The sequence below is a fragment of the Mycobacteroides chelonae genome, assembly GCF_016767715.1.
Classification (GTDB): domain Bacteria; phylum Actinomycetota; class Actinomycetes; order Mycobacteriales; family Mycobacteriaceae; genus Mycobacterium; species Mycobacterium gwanakae.
The window spans coordinates 2,685,662-2,703,453 of record NZ_CP050145.1 but is presented as its reverse complement, the minus strand read 5'-3'; the positions used below and the strand labels follow the sequence as shown (position 1 = coordinate 2,703,453).

At 63.9% G+C, this 17,792-nt stretch carries 15 protein-coding genes; 6 read left to right on the top strand and 9 right to left on the bottom strand.

Annotation, left to right across the window (positions count from 1 at the left end; translation table 11 throughout):
* Window positions 1-6: 6 nt before the first annotated feature.
* From HBA99_RS13265 to HBA99_RS13250, 4 genes are read left to right on the top strand one after another with little or no spacing between them, the layout of a single operon-like run.
* Window positions 7-876: an acyl-CoA thioesterase II gene (locus HBA99_RS13265; protein WP_196325719.1), complete on the top strand. Its 870-nt coding sequence runs from the start codon at window positions 7-9 to the stop codon at window positions 874-876.
* A complete protein-coding gene (locus HBA99_RS13260) occupies window positions 873-1,058 on the top strand; it encodes a PLD nuclease N-terminal domain-containing protein (RefSeq protein ID WP_030097729.1) in 186 nt (61 codons plus the stop codon). The genes HBA99_RS13265 and HBA99_RS13260 overlap by 4 nt, the downstream gene beginning before the upstream one ends.
* 52 nt (window positions 1,059-1,110) lie before the next feature.
* Window positions 1,111-2,520, top strand: coding sequence for a bifunctional lysylphosphatidylglycerol flippase/synthetase MprF (locus HBA99_RS13255; protein WP_057969041.1), 1,410 nt, complete (start codon window positions 1,111-1,113; stop codon window positions 2,518-2,520).
* A gap of 56 nt (window positions 2,521-2,576) precedes the next feature.
* The gene (locus HBA99_RS13250; RefSeq protein ID WP_057965859.1) at window positions 2,577-4,271 is read left to right on the top strand and encodes a purine-cytosine permease family protein; all 1,695 of its coding nucleotides are present in this window, start codon (window positions 2,577-2,579) and stop codon (window positions 4,269-4,271) included.
* A 3-nt stretch (window positions 4,272-4,274) separates the two neighbouring features.
* Here HBA99_RS13250 and HBA99_RS13245 read toward each other — a convergent pair whose 3' ends face one another.
* From HBA99_RS13245 to HBA99_RS13210, 8 genes are all read right to left on the bottom strand, one after another.
* The gene (locus HBA99_RS13245; RefSeq protein WP_070924240.1) at window positions 4,275-4,754 is read right to left on the bottom strand and encodes a DUF4190 domain-containing protein; all 480 of its coding nucleotides are present in this window, start codon (window positions 4,752-4,754) and stop codon (window positions 4,275-4,277) included.
* Window positions 4,751-6,403 carry a thiol reductant ABC exporter subunit CydC gene (cydC, locus tag HBA99_RS13240; protein WP_070930747.1) on the bottom strand — a complete coding sequence of 551 codons (1,653 nt, stop codon included), beginning with the start codon at window positions 6,401-6,403 and terminating at the stop codon, window positions 4,751-4,753. The genes HBA99_RS13245 and cydC overlap by 4 nt, the downstream gene beginning before the upstream one ends.
* Window positions 6,387-8,051: a thiol reductant ABC exporter subunit CydD gene (gene cydD, locus HBA99_RS13235; protein WP_070949580.1), complete on the bottom strand. Its 1,665-nt coding sequence runs from the start codon at window positions 8,049-8,051 to the stop codon at window positions 6,387-6,389. Before cydD ends, cydC begins: the two co-directional genes overlap by 17 nt.
* Window positions 8,048-9,076, bottom strand: coding sequence for a cytochrome d ubiquinol oxidase subunit II (cydB, locus tag HBA99_RS13230; RefSeq protein ID WP_070930748.1), 1,029 nt, complete (start codon window positions 9,074-9,076; stop codon window positions 8,048-8,050). The genes cydD and cydB overlap by 4 nt, the downstream gene beginning before the upstream one ends.
* 30 nt (window positions 9,077-9,106) lie before the next feature.
* Window positions 9,107-10,561: a cytochrome ubiquinol oxidase subunit I gene (locus tag HBA99_RS13225; protein ID WP_030097736.1), complete on the bottom strand. Its 1,455-nt coding sequence runs from the start codon at window positions 10,559-10,561 to the stop codon at window positions 9,107-9,109.
* 129 nt (window positions 10,562-10,690) lie between these two features.
* A complete protein-coding gene (locus tag HBA99_RS13220) occupies window positions 10,691-12,028 on the bottom strand; it encodes a glutamate-1-semialdehyde 2,1-aminomutase (RefSeq protein WP_070952539.1) in 1,338 nt (445 codons plus the stop codon).
* On the bottom strand, window positions 12,025-13,368 hold the full coding sequence (locus tag HBA99_RS13215; protein WP_131822833.1) for an O-antigen ligase family protein: 1,344 nt from the start codon (window positions 13,366-13,368) through the stop codon (window positions 12,025-12,027). Before HBA99_RS13215 ends, HBA99_RS13220 begins: the two co-directional genes overlap by 4 nt.
* Window positions 13,340-14,266: a hypothetical protein gene (locus tag HBA99_RS13210; RefSeq protein ID WP_030097739.1), complete on the bottom strand. Its 927-nt coding sequence runs from the start codon at window positions 14,264-14,266 to the stop codon at window positions 13,340-13,342. Before HBA99_RS13210 ends, HBA99_RS13215 begins: the two co-directional genes overlap by 29 nt.
* A gap of 130 nt (window positions 14,267-14,396) precedes the next feature.
* Between HBA99_RS13210 and HBA99_RS13205 the strand changes: the two genes are divergently transcribed.
* Complete coding sequence (locus HBA99_RS13205; protein ID WP_165615257.1) at window positions 14,397-15,203, top strand: WecB/TagA/CpsF family glycosyltransferase; 807 nt, start codon at window positions 14,397-14,399, stop codon at window positions 15,201-15,203.
* A 3-nt stretch (window positions 15,204-15,206) separates the two neighbouring features.
* Here the strand turns inward: HBA99_RS13205 and HBA99_RS13200 are convergent, their stop codons facing one another.
* On the bottom strand, window positions 15,207-16,283 hold the full coding sequence (locus HBA99_RS13200; RefSeq protein ID WP_057969096.1) for a glycosyltransferase family 4 protein: 1,077 nt from the start codon (window positions 16,281-16,283) through the stop codon (window positions 15,207-15,209).
* Window positions 16,284-16,315: 32 nt separating this feature from the next.
* Here HBA99_RS13200 and HBA99_RS13195 point away from each other — a divergent pair, with 32 nt between their 5' ends.
* Window positions 16,316-17,791, top strand: a complete 1,476-nt coding sequence (locus tag HBA99_RS13195) for a flippase (protein WP_070930752.1) — start codon at window positions 16,316-16,318, stop codon at window positions 17,789-17,791.
* Window position 17,792: the final 1 nt, after the last annotated feature.

Here is a 17,792-nt window from a genome sequence, read left to right as displayed (position 1 = left end):
TCGAGCATCAGCAACGCACCTGATTTCGCACAGCTACTCGCGCTGCTGGAGCTGAAGAACCCCGAGACCGACCTGTTCATCGGCGGTCACCCGACGGTCAATCCGCCCCGGACCTTCGGCGGTCAGCTGATGGCACAGTCCGTGGTTGCCTCGGGGCGCACCGTGTCCGAGAAGCTCTCGCTGGCGGCCGTCTCCACCCATTTCATCAACGGTGGCGACCCCGAGCAAGACATCGAGTTCCGGGTCCTGCGATTGCGGGACGAGCGCAATTTCGCCAATCGCCGCGTCGACGCAGTCCAGGGTGACCTGTTGCTGTCCTCCGCGTTGGTGTCGTACCTGAAGGATTCACCCGGGCTGGAACATGCGGTGAAACCGCCGACGGTGGCCGATCCTGAAACGCTGCCGACCATCGACGAGCACCTGGTCGGCTACGAGGAGACCGTGCCGATGTTCGTGGCCGCCCTCAAACCCATCGAATGGCGCTACGACAACGATCCGGCCTGGGTTCTCAAGGCGAAATCCGAACGGCTGGAACATAATAGGGTGTGGATGAAGACCCACTCCGCACTGCCCGACGATCCGGTTCTGCACAGCGCGGCACTGGTTTACGCATCGGACACCACGGTGCTGGATTCGATCATCACCACCCATGGCCTGTCGTGGGGTTACGACCGGATTTTCGCCGCCACCATCAACCACAGCGTCTGGTTTCATCGCCCGGTGCGCTTCGATGACTGGGTGCTCTACGCAACCGAGTCGCCGGTTGCCTCGGCGGGCCGGGGAACGGGGGCCGGGCGTTTTTTCGATCGCGAAGGGGCGTTGCTGGCCAGTACTATCCAGGAAGGTATTGTCAAACACTTCCCGGGGCGGTCATGATTCGAATTCTTTCTCTACTGGTGCTGGTTCTTACTGTCGTCACCATCATTTCCATCATCAAAGACCCGGTCAAGCCCAATGGCGAGAAGCTTCCCTGGGCCATCATCGTGCTCGTCTTCCCGATCTTCGGTCCCATCCTCTGGTTTGCGATCGGAAAGAGCGATCCCTCCGACCGCTGGTAGCTGCGGGAGTATTCTTGAAGGTCGGTATTGGGAGACCGTGGGAGGTGGCTGAATGCTGGAACCATCGGCCGCAACCACCCACGTGCGTATTGCCGAACGCATTGCAGTCCACAGCGATTCGAGGCCCGCGCGGTTGGTGAGTGCCGCCGCGGTGCTGGTGGTCGCGGGATGGCTGGTGTTGTTGGTCGCCCACTCCGGATACCCGAAGCAACCCGATTTCGATGAAATCCTCTGGCCGCTCACCGTTCTGTTGTGCGTCGGATTCATCGCTCGCGGAATCTTTCTGGGGCGACCGGTCACCTACGGTCATGCGGCGTGGGCGGGAGTATCCGTGCTGGTCGCGTTGGGAGCCGGAGTCCTGCAGTTCGAGCACGCCGGCGATGCGTTGGTCGTCGCGGCCGGGCTCATCCTCATGTGGCCGACATCGGCGCCGGCGCAGCCCGAGGCGCTGGCCGAGGTCGGTGCACTGGTGGACAGAACCGGTGACGACCCGTTGGCAGCCTTCGCGATGCACTCGCTCAAGTCGTATTACTTCAACGCCGATCGCACCGCAGCCATCGCGTACCGGACACGCGCCGGTTTTGCCGTGGTCGGTGGAGATCCGATCGGTGACGAATCCCGGTTCCCGTCCCTGGTTCAGGAATTCGCGGCCATGTGTCGCTCGCATGGCTGGCGCATCGCGATATTGGGGTGCAGCGAGCGTCGGCTATCGCTGTGGAGTGACCCGCATTCCCTGGGGCATTCACTCCGCGCCATCGCGGTGGGTCGTGATGTCGTGGTCGATGTGCAAGCCTTCGACATGGTGGGCCGCAAGTATCGGAATCTGCGCCAGGGCATGCAGCGCACCCACAACGCGGGGGTCACCACAGAGATCGTCGACGAGCGCGGTCTCGATGACGGGCTGCGCGCCGAACTGCAACAGGTGATGGAACTTTCGCATGGAGGCCGCTTCGAGCGCGGATTCTCGATGATCCTCGACGGTGCGCTACTCGGGCGCTATCCCGGCATTCGGCTGATCGTCGCCCGGGATGATCGCGGTGTGGTGCAAGGGTTTCACCGCTACGCCACCACTGGGGGCGGCACCGATGTCTCTCTCGATGTGCCGTGGCGGCGCCCGGGTGCACCGAACGGGATCGACGAACGACTGACCATCGACATGATCGCACTCGCCAAGACCGAAGGCGCCCGTCGCTTGTCGCTGGCGTTCGCGGCATTCCCGGAGATCTTCGCCGAGCAGGACCGCACTCGCGTGCAGGAGCTCTGCTACTCGGCGATTCACGTACTCGATCCGCTGATCGCCCTAGAGTCTTTGTACCGTTACCTGCGCAAATTCCACGCGCTGGGGGATCGGCGCTACGTGCTTGTGCAGATGTCCACGGTGCCGCTGGTCGCATTCGCGTTGCTGAGCCTGGAGTTCACCCCACGGTTGCGCCCGAAAACACCGGCTGGAGCGCCTGCGTAACAGGACATTAACGTCCGGAAAATGCGCACGACTTGGGCGCTCGACAGGCTGTCCGCGTGACCGACACTCTCGATACGACTGCATCCGCACCCGTTTCGTCTGCTCCGTCCACCCACGATGCCGCCGAAAGCGCGGCACTGCGGGAGACCTTGGAGGACTACACCCTCCGATTTGCGCCCAGGCGATTTCGACGGTGGAGCCCGGCTGTTGTCGGTGTGACCGCCCTGGGTGGCATCGCCTACCTGGCCGACTTCGCGATCGGCGCCAACATCGGAATCTCCTATGGCACCGGAAATGCCCTGTGGGGGATCGGGTTGTTCGCGGTCATCATCATCCTGACCGGAATCCCGGTCTCGTACTACGCCGCCCGTTACAACATCGATCTCGACTTGATCACGCGCGGAAGCGGATTCGGTTACTACGGCAGCATCGTCACGAACATCATCTACGCGACGTTCACATTCATATTCTTCGCGCTCGAAGGCTCGATCATGGCCCAGGGCCTGAAGCTCGGGCTTGGCGTGCCGCTACCCATCGGATATGCGGCCTCCACCATCATCATCATTCCGCTGGTCATCTACGGGATGAAGGCGCTCTCGGTGCTGCAGGTCTGGACCACTCCGCTGTGGCTCGTCATGATGGTCATCCCGTTCGTCTATCTCGTGGTGCGTCACCCGGATTCGATCGGAAGCTTCTTCGCCTACGGTGGCAAGGAGGCACAAGGCGTCAATCTGGGGTCGATCATGCTCGCCGCGGGCGTGTGCCTGTCCCTGATCGCCCAGATCGCCGAGCAGATCGACTACCTGCGGTTCATGCCGCCCAAGACGCCCGAAAACAGCCGCCGCTGGTGGACCGCGATGCTGCTGGCGGGGCCGGGCTGGGTGCTGTTCGGAGCCATCAAACAGGTGATCGGGCTGTTCCTGGCGGTGTATCTGATCGCCAATGTGGCCGGCGGCGCTGCCGTGGCCAATCAGCCGGTGCACCAGTTCCTGGAGATCTACCAGAACATGATGCCGCACTGGCTCGCCATCACGCTGGCCGTGATTCTGGTGGTGATCAGCCAGATCAAGATCAATGTCACCAACGCCTACTCGGGTTCGCTGGCCTGGACGAACTCTTTCACCCGTATCACCAAGCACTACCCGGGCCGGTTGGTCTTCGTGCTGTTCAACCTGGTGATCGCCCTGGTGCTGATGGAAGCCAACATGTTCGACTTCCTCAATACCATTCTCGGGTTCTACGCCAACTGCGGTATGGCCTGGGTGGTCACGGTGGCCACCGATATCGCGATCAACAAGTACGTCCTGAAGCTCTCGCCCATGAAGCCGGAATTCCGGCGCGGCATGCTCTACGACGTGAATCCGGTTGGATTCGTCTCGATGCTGCTGTCGGCGGGCATCTCGATCCTGGTCTTCTTCGGAGTGTTCGGCGAGGCGATCCGGCCCTACTCGCCGATTGTGGCCGTCGTCATCGCCTTCGTGTTGCCGCCCATTCTCGCGGTCGCGACACGCGGAAAGTACTACCTGCGTCGCACCGACGACGGTATCGACCTGCCGATGTACGACGAGTACGGGAACCCGTCGGATGAGTTACTTCGTTGTGCCGTCAGCGGAATCGAGTTTGAGCGCCCCGATATGCTCGCCTCCGCCAAGCCCGGTCCCGACGGCGAGAAGCAGTACATCTCCTCGCTCAGCCTGGCCACCGATCGTGTCGGCGAGCACGTGCTGCCCGCCGATCCACCCGCGCGGTAAACGTCAGGGCGCGGGAGTACCGGCCTTCTGATTCATCCGCTTCTCGAAGTCGTTCTGGCATTGGGTTGCCTTGACTTGGTCACCCTGGGCATTGGAGACGCACGTGAGGAAGTCGGTCAGACCGGCTGACTTCATGAAAACCAGCGTGAACACCAGGATCGCCGTGGACAACAGCACGGCAAGGGTTCCGAGCACGATGCCGGAGATCGCCACACCGCGATTGTTGGCTTCCCCGCGCGTGACCCTTCGCACGCCGACGATCCCGAGGATCACCGCAACAAGGCCTCCGATAAACCCGCCAAAGACTGTGCAGGAGAACAGAACGGCGATGATGCCCACCACCAGCGCGCCTACCCCGAGACCATTCTTTGGGGCGGGCGGGGGCACCGGCGCACCGTACTGATACGGGTAGTGAGGCGGGTACCCGCCGGGCGGCTGATACGGGTAGTACGGCGGGGGTGGTGGCGGCGGCGTTTCCGTCATACCTGCACTGTATCGCCGAGCCGGATACGTGGGCAGGACACCGAATCGGGCAGATGGTGGGTTGCGACTATGACGGTTCGGCCAGCCAGCAGTGGACCCGCGGGGTCCAGTAGCTCTCGTAGGAACGTCTCGGCGGCCTGCCCATCGAGATGTTCGGTGGGTTCGTCCAGCAGCACCACCGGCACTTCGGAGAGCAGTGCCCGGGCGAGAAGCAGCCTGCGGCGTTGCCCGCCCGATACCGAGGCCGCACCTGCTGTCAGCACCGTGTCCAGTGCGTGTGGCAATGCCTCGATCCAGGAGTCCAGGCCGACGTCGGACAGCACGTCGAACAGCTCTCCATCGGTCGCATCACCGCGCGCGACGAGCAGGTTGTCGCGCACCGTGGTGGCGAAGATGTGCGCGTCCTCGCCGAAAAACCTGATGAGCGAGGGCAGTTCGGTGGCGGGTAGGTCCGTGATATCTGTGCCGCCGATCCGGATGGCACCGGACGCCGGCGGCGTGAGGCCGGCAAGCGTTGTGAACAGGGATGTCTTGCCGATGCCGCTGGACCCGGTGATCGCCATCCGCGCGCCTGCAGCCAGCCGAAAGGACAACGGACCCGATGCGGAAGGGCCGGTCCGCCACGTTAGGTCAACGCATTCAAGCGGGACGCCTGCCCTGCCGTTGGCAGGCATCACATCGACCGGTGCGGACGTGTCGTCCCCTGCCATCACGAGTTCTTGCAGGTTCCGCGCCGATGCGCGGGAGCGGGCTATGCCGATGGCTGCGGCGGGTAACGCGGCGGAGGCCTCGAATGCGGCCAGAGGCAGCAGCACCAGGACGGCAAGCGTCGTGGGTTCGACGTGTCCGGCCAGATGGACCGCTGCGGCGAACGCCCCGACGACTGCGGCGCCCACGGCGAGAGTCGGAACCGCCGCTGACCATGCGGCGGGAACGGCGGCGGCGTCTTGAGCTGCGGCCCAGTCTCTGCGGCGTTGGCGCGCCAGTTCAAGCTGACGGGGGAGAAGTCCTCGAACTCGCAGTTCGGGGGCATGATCCAGGATCTCGACCGTCGTCTCGGTCTGCAGGGCGCGGGCCCGGGCGCCGCGTGTCTCTCGTGTACTGGCGGCGCGCGACGCCAACGCGGGTGCCGCCACGTCGGCGACCAACAAGGCACACGCCAAAATGGCGGCGGCAGGTATCGATATGAACGCAACTGTCGCGGTCGCTGCCACTCCGAGCACCCCGGCCACCGCGACGGGTATGACGCTGCGGACCACCGTCTCGGCGAGCTCGTCGATATCGGTGCCGATCCGATCGAGCACCACGCCCTTGCGGACCTCGCCGGCTGCGCCGCCGACCAGTCGCGCGTACACGTGTGCCCGGACGGTGGCGGCGCCGCGCAGCGCGATATCGTGACCAGCCAGCCGTTCGCAGTATCGCCAGATGCCTCGCGAAATGCCCAGTGCGCGTACCGCAACCACGGCCACAGACAGATCGAGCACCGGAGGCATCTGCCATGCCCTGGTGATCAACCATGCCGACAGACCCGCCAGCGCCAGTGCGCTCCCCAGCGCCAAGGCACCGCATGTAACGGCCACGGCCAGTCGCACCGGCCGCACCCGCAAGGCGATCAGCCAATGCCGCAGCGGATCAGAGGTGTGCGACATGTCTTGCCTGCACGGTGAACACATCGTCGGCGGCGGCCAGAACAGGCGCCCGATGGCCCACCAGCACCACCGTCGCACCCCTGCGGGCACGAGAAACCAATGCGGCAAGCACACCGGCCTCGGTATCGGCGTCGAGGTGCGCTGTGGGCTCATCGAGCAGCAGGATCGACCGATTGGTGCCGAGCACACGGGCCAGGCACAGCCGTTGGCGTTCTCCCAGTGAAAGCCCGCTGCCGCCCGCACCGAGGCGGGTATCCAATCCGTCGCGCAGCGTCTCCAGTGTGCTGTCGAACCTGCTGTCGATCAGCGCGGATTCGAGATCGTCCAGCGGCCCGAACATCTCGAGGTTCTCGCGCACGGTGCCGGGTACCAGCACCGGGCGCTGTGGCAGCCATCCGAGCATTGACCACCAGCTGTCGCGCTGGATCCGCTCCAGTGGTACCCCGTCCACAAGAACCCGGCCCTGAGCGGGCGTGGTCAGCCCAGTAATGGTGTGCAATACCGTCGACTTCCCGGCGCCATTGTGCCCGGTAAGAACCGTCACGGCGCGGGGGCGGATTGTTGCGGTCAATTCCCATGGTGCGTAACCACTTCGGTCCGTCACGCTGATGGCGTCGAGTTCGATGACCGGATTCCTGCGTGGAGTCTGCGTTCCGCCGGCCGCCGCCGGGGGCCCGAGGGCATCGAGGAGTTCGAAGGCCTTGTCCGCGGCAGCTGTGCCATCGGCAGCGCTGTGGAACTGGATTCCGACGCGTCGTAACGGCCAGTACACCTCAGGTGCCAGGATCAGGACCGTCAGCGCGGTGGTCAGGTCGAGGTGCCCGAAAACCAAACGCATGCCGATCCCCACCGCGATGAGCGCGACGCTGAGGGTCGCGATCATTTCGAGCACCATCGCGGACAGAAACGCCACCCGCAACGTAGCCATTACCGAACGGCGCTGAGAATTACCGAGTTCGGTGATTCGGCGCAGCGGAGTCGCGGTGCGCCCGAGCGCACGCAGCGTCGGGATACCCGCTATCAGATCGAGAATCTGACCGGTGGCCGCAGTCGATGCCTGCAGTGCGGCCTCCGCTCGATCGCGGGTGAGCAGGCCGATGAGAACCATGAATATGGGAATCAGCGGCAGAGTGATCGCGACGATGACGGCGGATCGGATATCGGACAGTGCGATCACCAATGCGGCGGCAGGTGTCACGATTGCCGCGCTGAGGACCGCGGGGAGATATCCGGCGAAGTAGGGGCGCAGGTCTTCCAGTCCCCGGGTCAATACCGTCGTGGCCGAATCTCGGAACTGCTCGAGGTCACGTGGCTGCGCCTCGGCGATGGCCGACAGCAGCTGGTCGTCGAGGTCGGCGATCACCCCGGTTGCGCCGCGTTCGCTGAACCGGGTCTGTACACCCTGAGCAGCCGCCCGGAGCGTCCAGAGCACCACGAGGATGGTCATCGGCTGCCCCATATGGGCCATATCGCGGCTCGCCGGATCGGTGATCAGTAGCGCGAGGGCACGTGCCAGGACCACCGCGATCGTCAGGGTGCAGGCCGTCATCACCAGCTCGCAGAGCACCGTCAGGATCAGGTAGCGGCGGGCAGGAGCGCTGCGGCGCCACAGTCGGGGATCGACCGGGGCACTGCGCGAGCTCGTCATCGCACGGGTAGCCCGACCGGGTCGGGAATCTGGTCGGCCGAGATGCGCTGCCGGAACACCCAATATGTCCAGCCTTGGTAGATCAGCACCACGGGAGCGGTGACCGCGGCGGCCCAGCTCATCACCCTGAGCGTATAGGGGCTTGACGATGCGTTTGTCACGGTCAGGTTATAGGCCGGATCAAGGCTGGAGACAATCAGATTCGGATAAAGAGAGCCGAAAAGCAACGCGACGACCGCGACCACTGTCAGGCAGGTGCAGGCAAAAGCCCATCCGTCACGGGAGACTCGCGAGAAGGTTGCCGCGCCGATCAGCGATAACGCGGCAATCACGAGTGCGATCCACGTCCAGCTCTTGCCGTAGGCAAGCTGAGTCCACAGTCCGTATCCACCCGCGGCGACGATCACGGGAACCGCCAGCTTGCGTGCCGTGGAGACGGCGTCCTCTCGCACCGCACCGGCGGTCTTGAGCGATATGAACAGTGCACCGTGAAAGGCGAAGAGCCCCACGAAAACTACGCCGCCTAGCAGCACATATGGTCTGAGCACGTCGCCGACGGTGAGGGTGAGCTGCTTAGCACTGTCGACCGGAAGCCCGGCGAGCATCGCCGAGAATGCCACACCCCACAGCAGCGCCGGAATCCAGGATCCGATCGCTATCCCGAGATCGCACCGGGCACGCCAGCGGGGGTCATCGATCTTTCCCCGCCATTCGATGGCGACGATCCGGACGATCATGGCCACCAAGATGAGCAGCAGTGGAAGATACAGCCCGGAGAACACCGTTGCATACCAGTGCGGAAAGGCTGCGAACATCGCGCCCCCCGCGGTGATGAGCCAGACCTCGTTGCCGTCCCATACCGGCCCGATGGTGTTCAAGACGGCCCGTCGCCGGCGGTCGTCACCGCGGCCGAGGGGATGCATGAGCATCCCGACGCCGAAGTCGAACCCTTCGAGCACGAGGAAGCCGAGGAACAACACCGCCACGACGATGAACCAGAACTGTTGCAATGCTGTGGGATTCATATCCGGAACCTCCTTACGCGGCTGGTTGGGCTAGTAGGCGAAGGACAGCGGTTTGACACTGTCGTCATCGGTCACGGGCGAAGCTGGTTCGGTGTCGTGCTCGAGGGGCCCCTCGATGGTGTATCGGCGGATCAGCCAGAACCACACCACACCCAGTGCGCCGTACAGGAGAGTGAACGTAATGAGGGATAGCCATACCGTGGCCGCGGAATGGTGGGAGACCGCCAGATCTACGGTGAGCCGGATCTGCTCCACCCCAGTCGGATTGGGCGCCACCACCCACGGTTGCCGGCCCATCTCGGTGAACACCCACCCGGCGCTGTTAGCAAGGAACGGGGTAGGGATGGCCAGGATCGAGAGCCAGGCGAACCAACGCTGACTGGGGATGCGCCCACCACGGGTGACCCATAATCCTGCCAGCGCCAGCAGGGCTGATCCGGCAGCCAGCCCGATCATCGCGCGGAAGGACCAGTAGGTGACAAAGAGATTGGGCCGGTAGTTGCGCGGTCCGAACTTCTGCTCGTATTCCTTCTGAAGGTCTTCCACACCCTTGAGAGTGACGTCGGTGAACTTGCCCTCGGCCAGGAACGGCAGCACATACGGCACCGAGATGGCGTGTGCCACGCTGGCGCAGTTGTTGTGCGTACCGACCGTCAACACCGAGAACTTCGGGTCCTTCTCGGTGTAACAGAGGGATTCTGCCGACGCCATTTTCATGGGCTGCTGCTGGAACATCAGCTTGCCCTGGACGTCCCCGGTAGCCGCCAGCGCACCACCGGACAGGATCATCACGGCGCACGCACCGATGGCGGCGGGCCGGTACATCGTGCGTGCATCGTCGAGCGTGCCGACCTTGTGGGAGCGGACCATCCACCAACCACAGATCCCCGCGACGAAGGTGCTTGCGGTGAGCAGGGATCCGGCGACGGTGTGGGGGAACGCGGCCAGCGCGGTGTTGTTGGTCAGGAGTTCGGTAATGCTGATCAGTTCGGCACGGCCGGTCTCCGGGTTGTAGACGGCACCGACCGGATGCTGCATGAACGAGTTGGCGGCAATGATGAAGAACGCCGAGGCGTTGACGCCGATCGCCACCATCCAGATACACGCCAGGTGCACCAGCTTGGGCAGCCGCGTCCATCCAAATATCCATAAACCCAGGAAGGTTGACTCCAAGAAGAAGGCCACCAGCCCTTCGAGGGCAAGGGGAGCGCCGAATACGTCTCCGACGAAGCGTGAGTACTCGCTCCAGTTCATTCCGAACTGGAATTCCTGCACGATGCCGGTGGCCACACCCAGGGCGAAGTTGATGAGAAACAGCTTGCCGAAGAACCGGGTCAGCCGGTACCAGGAGTTGTTGCCGGTGACCACCCATGCGGTTTGCATGATGGCCAGAAGCGGAGCGAGCCCAATGGTCAACGGCACCAGAACGAAGTGGTACACGGTGGTGATGCCGAACTGCCATCGGGATACGTCCAGGGCGTTCATCGCCACCTCCTACGACGCAGCGTAGTAGTAGTTGCTATCCAAGATCAACGCGATACGGGCCACATTTACTAATACGCCAACGAGGCGAACGTGGGGCGGTAAACGCGTGAACCCACAAGAAGGACGACGTTAGGGGATCCGCCGCGGTGCTGCGTGTGAGCGCAATGCCGGCGCGACGGCCGGTCCCACCAGGAATCCGTCGGTACTGCCCGCATCGAGGGCTCGCCGGTACATCTCGGCGGCGCCCCGCACCGCCTCGAGCGTCAATTCGATGTCGACGGACGTGTGTGCGGCGGAGATCACAAAGGATTGCCCCAGCACGCCGCGACGCAGAAGTTCTTGCAACAGCAGCGCCCGATACGCCTGTGAGGGCTGCCGGTCTGGGTCGAGGCTCGTGAAGGTGAGGCATGACGACCGTCCCGCGGTCTGAATATGTTCGTCCACACCAAGTTCTGCGGTGATCTCGGCCACGCCTGACGCAAGGCTGCGGCCCGCGGCCTCCATCGCGTGAACGGGGGCGTCATCACGATAGGACTGCACCACGGCACGAAACGCTGCCAGCCCCACAGCTTCTGGCCCATTGGTGGTGGACAGGAGAAACGTCCGGGGGTCATCGGTCCGCAGGCCGCCGCGTTCCATGTAGTCCCGCTTTCCGGCGAGTGCGGCAATCGCAAATCCATTGCCCATGGCCTTGCCCCAACATGACAGGTCGGGGGTTACCCCGTAGACCGCCTGGGCGCCCTGGCGCGACCACCGGAATCCGGTGATGATCTCGTCAAAGACCAGCAGTGCACCGTGGTCGGTGCACAATGACCGCACCGATTCCAGGAAACCGGGTGCGGGCTCGGCTGCCGCGGTGGCCGCTTCCATGATGACGCACGCGATTTCCCCCGGGAAACGGTTGAAAAGCGTGACCAAAGAATCGACATCGTTGTAGCTGAATCTGGCGATGTCGTCGGTCGCCGACTTGGGTATGCCCGCGTTCATCTCGGTGGTGCCAATGAACCAATCGTCGGTCGAGAAGAACGGCTGTCGGCATGCCGCCACCTTGGTGCGCCCGGTGACGGCGCGGGCCAGGCGGATGGCGGCGGTGGTCACATCCGACCCGTTCTTGGCGAACTTGACCATCTCGGCGGTTGGCACGGTACGCAGAAAGTCTTCGGCGGCTTCGGCTTCCAGCACCGTGGGCCGGCTGAAACTCACACCCCGCGCCAGAGTTTCGCGGACCGCCTCGACCACGGGACCGTACGCATGGCCGAGCGTTATCGCGCGCAGTCCCATGCCGTATTCGACATAGGAGTTTCCATCTACATCCCATACCCGTGCAGCCGCCCCATGGGTGAGCACCGGCGCCATGCCCAGCGGGTACTGGTCGGCTCCGCGTGCATAGGTATGTGCGCCTCCCGGCACCGCGTCGTGGAGCCGGGCCTGCCATGCGTTCGACTGATCGAATCCCCGGTGTGTCATGTCTGGACTTTCTGATTGCGTTTTACCAGCGCCCATGCCGCACCCGCGAGCACGATCAGCAGCCATCGGACCATCGAAATTTGTTGGAAAGCAGATACATCCAACACCGAGGCGACGACGGTGAGCGCGACGAGCGCACCGAGCACACCGTTGATCAACTCCGTGGTGGGCACATCCTCGCAGTGGTTGCGCGCCCTGGCCGCGTACATGATGGCCGTGATCATCAGGACGATCAGGGTCAGCAAGCCCAAGATCCCGCCTTCGATGAGGCGGCTGAGGTATTCGTTGTCGAGGACCGGCTGTTCGGGTCCGAGGGGATAGGTGAAAGCTCCCTGGCCCAACCAGAAATGCTCTGTCCAATGGGCCATCACGTAATCGATTCCGCGGGCGCGTGATTGCAGCGACGGATCGTCGGCGCTACCCATGAAGGTACTGATGATCGCGTCGAAGACACCCAGGCCGCTCACCGCGGCAACTGCCGCCGCACCGAGGGCAGCCGCGACCAATCCCGCGAGCCGGCGCACCGGCCAGCGCCACGACATCACCAGAATGGCTGCCGCTAATCCGATGAAGGCAGATCGCGAAACCGTTACCACCGAGCCTGCGATCACCACGATGGTCAGCAGTGCCCAGGGCCAGGCTTTACGGCCGGCGGCCCGGGCGCTGTAGACCAGTGCAACCCCGATGGGGGCGATGGTGGTCAGCACCGCACTCAGCTCGAGGGCATGGGCGGCGGCACCCTGTGCACGGACGACGCCTTCACGGACAATTCCGTGTGCGACACCGGTATCCCCGAACTTCATAATGCCGGGGATGCGGATCATGGCCGCGATATCGACACCGGTGCCGAACTGCACCAGGGCGAAGGCCGCGGTGATGGCAGCGCCGATGACGAGCGCCTTCAACAACATCTCGATAGTGCGCGCGGAATTGTCGGGGTAGGCGGCGAAGAGAAAGACGAAACCGATGAGCGCGGTCACGGTTACCGCGAACGCCGCGATGCCCTGCCCAGCCTGAATCAACGCCACGTGTGGAAGAACGTGTGTGGTGACGACGTTGAAGGACACCACCGTTGCCAGTAGTGAGGCCAGGATCGCGATCGCGAGCCCGCGAGCACCAAGGGCAAGTCGGTGCCCTGATAACACCCAATAGACACCCAGGGCGCCAACGAGAATCAACGCGACCTGGGCGGGGCTCAGTCCCTTGAGCGCGTAGACCGCGTACACCTGTCGGGTGCTCAGGAGCACGATTAATGCCAGCGCCACGAACGTGACGGTGGCAGGCCCGCGGCCGGACACCACTGTGGCCGGGCTATCGGTCTGAGGAAGGCTTGTCGTCACGCCAGCTACGGAAATCGGTGAGTCGGGGTGGGGTCCAGTTCAAGACCGCTTGGGCAAGTGCCTCGTCGTCAATCTCGACGTTGTCCAAATCATCATCGATGATCGTTGCCTTCGAAGGGTTTGCCACATTCTGGCCGCTACCGTTCGTTTCAGCCCGGGCCGGTTCCGTGACGGGTTCGGCAGCGGTGGGACTCGTGTGCGCGTTCTCGTCGCCCTTCGTCTTCGCCCGGGCCTTGATCTTGGTTCTGCCATCAGTGAACTTTTCTTTGCGGCGACGGGCGGCAAGCGCGTCGTACACCAGCAGCCCGATGATGCCTGCCAGCAGCGCCGCGACCGCCATGGAGCCCGCCGATTTCATGGCGCTGGAGGACGTCACGACCGGTGCGGTGGGTTCCTGCAGCACGGTGAGGCTGGCCCAGTTCTCGGGGGAGACGGACGCACCCACCTGGAGTTTCACCAGGTTGTCGCGGGCAACATCCAGCAACGCCGAAGCGCCTGCCTGGCAGTCGGAAGTAGCGCTGCACAGCACCAGAATCGACACTTGCGGTGAGGGCTGTTGATTGCTCGGGCCCAGGTCGATGGTGTTCGAGACCTTGTAGTCCACACCCGGTGCCGCGGCAGCGATCACGGCCTGCGCGGGCTGGCTGGACATCGACGTGGCAAGGATGCCGGCGAGCTGGGCCTTCTCCGGCGAGAGGTTCAACATGGGGTTGGCACCGAGAGTGTCACCGGTCGACGAATACGTGGGCGGCGGTATCACCACGGCCGACGCGGTAGATGCCCGGACGGTGACGCCAGTGGTGTATCCGTAGGCGCCCGCACCGCACATCAGCAGGATCACCAGAAGTAGCGCAATTCGCCGGTTCAAGATCCGCTTGACCAGGTCGTTGACGTTCACGGGCGCTCCGACTCTCGCTATCGTCCGGACTATCCGCAGCAGGCGCGCCGTCCCATAACCAGCGTTATTGGTCACGAGCATAACCCACACTTGCCCGCTGTCCGGAATGGACGGCGCTAGGCTGTCCGCCGTGTGGACAGATCAGCTGGGCTCGCCGATAAGGGTGACGATCTCCGAGGTCACGGTGGATCTTTGCTCGGTGCGCGCCGTGCTCGACGCGGTGACACAACGTGCCTCAGCGTGTGGCGCGCGGCCGCTTGTTGTCGGCTCGGTGAACCTGGACCATTTCCATCATTTCGGTTCTGGTCGCGCGAACCCCGATTGCGCAGCATTGGGTCCCGCGCTGGATTGGTTGATGCTTGCCGACGGGGCGCCGATCGTGGCGCGCGTCCGCCTCAAGACTCGGCAGAATTGGCCACGGATTACCGGAGCAGACCTATTGCCGATGGTTCTGGCACAGGCGGCAGGCACAGGTCACCGCGTCGGATTCCTCGGCGGGCTACCGCAGGTGCACGACAGGTTGCGCGCTGTACTGCACGAGCGTTATCCGGGTCTTGCCGTATCCGGTCTCTGGGCACCCGATCGCGCAGATCTCATCGATCCGGATCGCAGCGATGCGCTGGCGGGGGACATCGCTGCCGCAGACACCGATGTGCTGGTCGTGGGGCTTGGAAAGCCCTTGCAGGAATTGTGGATTGCACGCCACGGTCTGACTGCGGGTGCGCGCGTCCTGCTGGCCTTCGGGGCATCGGCGGACTTCCTTGCCGGCGCCGCGACGCGCGCCCCGGAATGGATGCAGCGCTACGGACTCGAATGGTCCTACCGGTTGGGTCGGGAACCCCGCCGCATGGCCCGCCGGTATCTGATACAGGGACCGGCCGCGGTGGTGCGGTTACGAAAGGCCGCCGTCGGGCCCGCACTGCCTTGGCACGCGTAGTGGCTAAACCCCATGGATAATGCTCGCGAAATGCTCAGCCATCCGTTCGGAGCTGAACTCCGCCCGTGCACGCCGCGCCCCAGCCTCTCCCAGGGCGCGGGCGCGGTCAGGATCGCGCGCCAAATCTGCGATCGCACGGGCGAAGGCATCGGGGTCCCCAGGTGGCACCAATACACCGTCGACATCGTGGCGGACGTAATGCGCTATGCCCGGGTTGTCCGTCATCACCACCGGGCGCCCACTGGCCATGGCCTCGAGAGCGACGGTCAGACCAGAACCGGTGATCACGTTGGGCCGCACCGCGATCGCCACGAGTGTGGATCGCCGGTACAGATCGCGCATCCGTCCGTACAGCCGCTCGGTGTGCAGCGTGACAACCTCAGATGGTGCGGTGATCGGCAGGGCCGTGGCCAGCTCGAGCCCAAGGCCGGGACACTGTTCGCGGGCGATCAAAACCGCCTCGACAAGAAGTGCGTGATCGCGGTGGACATCTTCACCCGCGCTGACCACCAGGGGAGCGCCCGCGCTCTCCCACGGTTGCACTCGATAGAAATCGGTATCGATGCCCACCGGCGCGAAATGCAGCCGGGCATCATCGACACCCCAGGCCCGCGACAGCAGTTCGACCTGCGGGGGAGACTGCGAGAACACCGCAGCACTGCGGGCCAGCGCATGGCGCGCGAGTCCCCGATGAATCGGCGAAGAGTCCGCGGGCTCGGTGAGCCATCCGACTCCGGTTACCACCGGTGGGCTCATCCGCATCGCGGCGGCAGAGGCCGCGGGCACTCCGGTGCGTTCGTCGTAGCAGAAGACGACGTCGCTTTCGCGACGCGCAGCCCGGTCTGCGACGACTTCCAGGATCTCCAGATCTCCTGTTCGATAACGGATCTGACCGGCCACACGCTCGAAGCGGCGCCCGAAAGAGAACTCACTGAAGGTCGGCGTCACGCCATAGTTGGACAGCCGGTGCAGTCCATAGGGCGCCTGATCCGGCACCTCATCGGCGCGGTTCCGGGCCTCCCATCGCGAAGCCGAAACGCCGTGTGGCAAAGCCACATACGCGTGCAGTCGTCGTTGCATTGTTCCCATCCCGTATCGCCGCAAGGTAGCACATGACATCCGAACATGCCGATGGATCCCCGGTCGCCGAGCCGGCCTCGGGGCGCCGGATTGCCAGTGCCGTCGCATGGCAACTCGGTGGCCGGGTGCTGGGGACCATCGCTTCCATCGCCGGGATCGCACTCACAACCCGCGCTCTGGGGCCCGAGTCCTACGGGCATCTCAATGCCGCGATCTTCTTCATCGGTTTATGGACCAGCCTGACAGAGCTGGGTATCGGCGTCGTGATCGTCCGACGGGTCTCGGCTGGCACCGGCAGTCTGCAACGCTTGGTCGGTATCAATCTTGCTTTCTCGCTCAGCTATTGCCTTCCGCTTGCCGCAGTGGCGGCGCTCTCGGGCTGGCTCATCTACGCGGATCACCCCGAGGTGCAGTCGATGCTGCTCATCATCAGCGCGAGTCTGACCCTGACGACGCTGTCGAGCTGCCTGAACCCGATCTTCATGTCTTCCGTCCGGTTTTCGGCGGTGGCGCTGGCGGACACACTGTCCCGGGTAGCAATGCTGGCGGTCACGATTTTCCTGGTCACCGTTGACGCAGAACATGTTTGGTATGCGCTGCCGCAGGTGGTCGCCCCGGCCACACTATTGCTGATTCAAGGCATCGCGGCTCATCGGATCACGCCGTTGCGAATCATTCTGTCGGCGAGTGAGACGTGGGGCCTGGTGCGCGAAAGCCTGCCGCAGACGATGGTGCTCATCATCGGGGTGCTCTATTGGCGAATCGACGGTGTGATACTGAGTCTGTTGAGCACGCCTGCGGAGGTCGGCAGGTATGGGCTGGCCTACCAGACAGCGTTCACCTTGTCATTGGTAGGGAACTTCTTTCTGGGCGCGACCCTGTCCACGATGACGGGGCTATTCGCCGCCTCGCGCGAGCGTTTCGCCGCCTTCATCGAGCGATCCATGGGACTGATGTTCGCCATCGCGGTTCCGGTCGCGGTGGTCGGGTTTTTCGTGGGACGAGATCTGGTCGCACTTCTGGGGTCCGAGCAGTTCGTGGACAAATCAAACCTGGTGATGCCGTTGCTTCTGGTCGCGGTGGGACTGACCTTTCTCACTGGCACCGTCAGCCAGGCGCTGTTCGCGGCACATCATCAGACATTTCTGCTGCGCCTCAATGTGTTCAATCTTGCCGCCAACATCGTTCTCAATGTCGCGCTGATTCCGCACCTGGGTTCATTGGGCGCGGCGATCGCGCTGGTAACCAGCGAGGTGGTGGGCTTGGTTGCCGCCAGCGTCAGGTTGACGACCTGCACGGGCTATCACACACCGTGGATGTTTCTGTTGCGGTTGGGACTACCGACCGTGGCCGCGGTGGGTGCGCTACTCACTGCCGCACAGTGGATCCCCGAGTTGGTCGCCGCCGTCATCGCCGCCGGTGTCTATGTCGGCGTGAACCTGTGGGCGGGGCCCGTGCACCTGCGTGATGTTCGGGAAATCCTCCGTAAGGAGGCCACTGATGGGTGAT

Bases quoted from the DNA above. Each gene is read 5' to 3' on its own strand.
- HBA99_RS13260 (WP_030097729.1), top strand. From the start codon at position 873: ATGATTCGAATTCTTTCTCTACTGGTGCTGGTTCTTACTGTCGTCACC.
- HBA99_RS13255 (WP_057969041.1), top strand. From the start codon at position 1,111: ATGCTGGAACCATCGGCCGCAACCACCCACGTGCGTATTGCCGAACGC.
- HBA99_RS13245 (WP_070924240.1), bottom strand. From the start codon at position 4,754: ATGACGGAAACGCCGCCGCCACCACCCCCGCCGTACTACCCGTATCAG.
- cydC (WP_070930747.1), bottom strand. From the start codon at position 6,403: ATGTCGCACACCTCTGATCCGCTGCGGCATTGGCTGATCGCCTTGCGG.
- cydD (WP_070949580.1), bottom strand. From the start codon at position 8,051: ATGACGAGCTCGCGCAGTGCCCCGGTCGATCCCCGACTGTGGCGCCGC.
- cydB (WP_070930748.1), bottom strand. From the start codon at position 9,076: ATGAATCCCACAGCATTGCAACAGTTCTGGTTCATCGTCGTGGCGGTG.
- HBA99_RS13225 (WP_030097736.1), bottom strand. From the start codon at position 10,561: ATGAACGCCCTGGACGTATCCCGATGGCAGTTCGGCATCACCACCGTG.
- HBA99_RS13220 (WP_070952539.1), bottom strand. From the start codon at position 12,028: ATGACACACCGGGGATTCGATCAGTCGAACGCATGGCAGGCCCGGCTC.
- HBA99_RS13200 (WP_057969096.1), bottom strand. From the start codon at position 16,283: ATGCAACGACGACTGCACGCGTATGTGGCTTTGCCACACGGCGTTTCG.
- HBA99_RS13195 (WP_070930752.1), top strand. From the start codon at position 16,316: ATGACATCCGAACATGCCGATGGATCCCCGGTCGCCGAGCCGGCCTCG.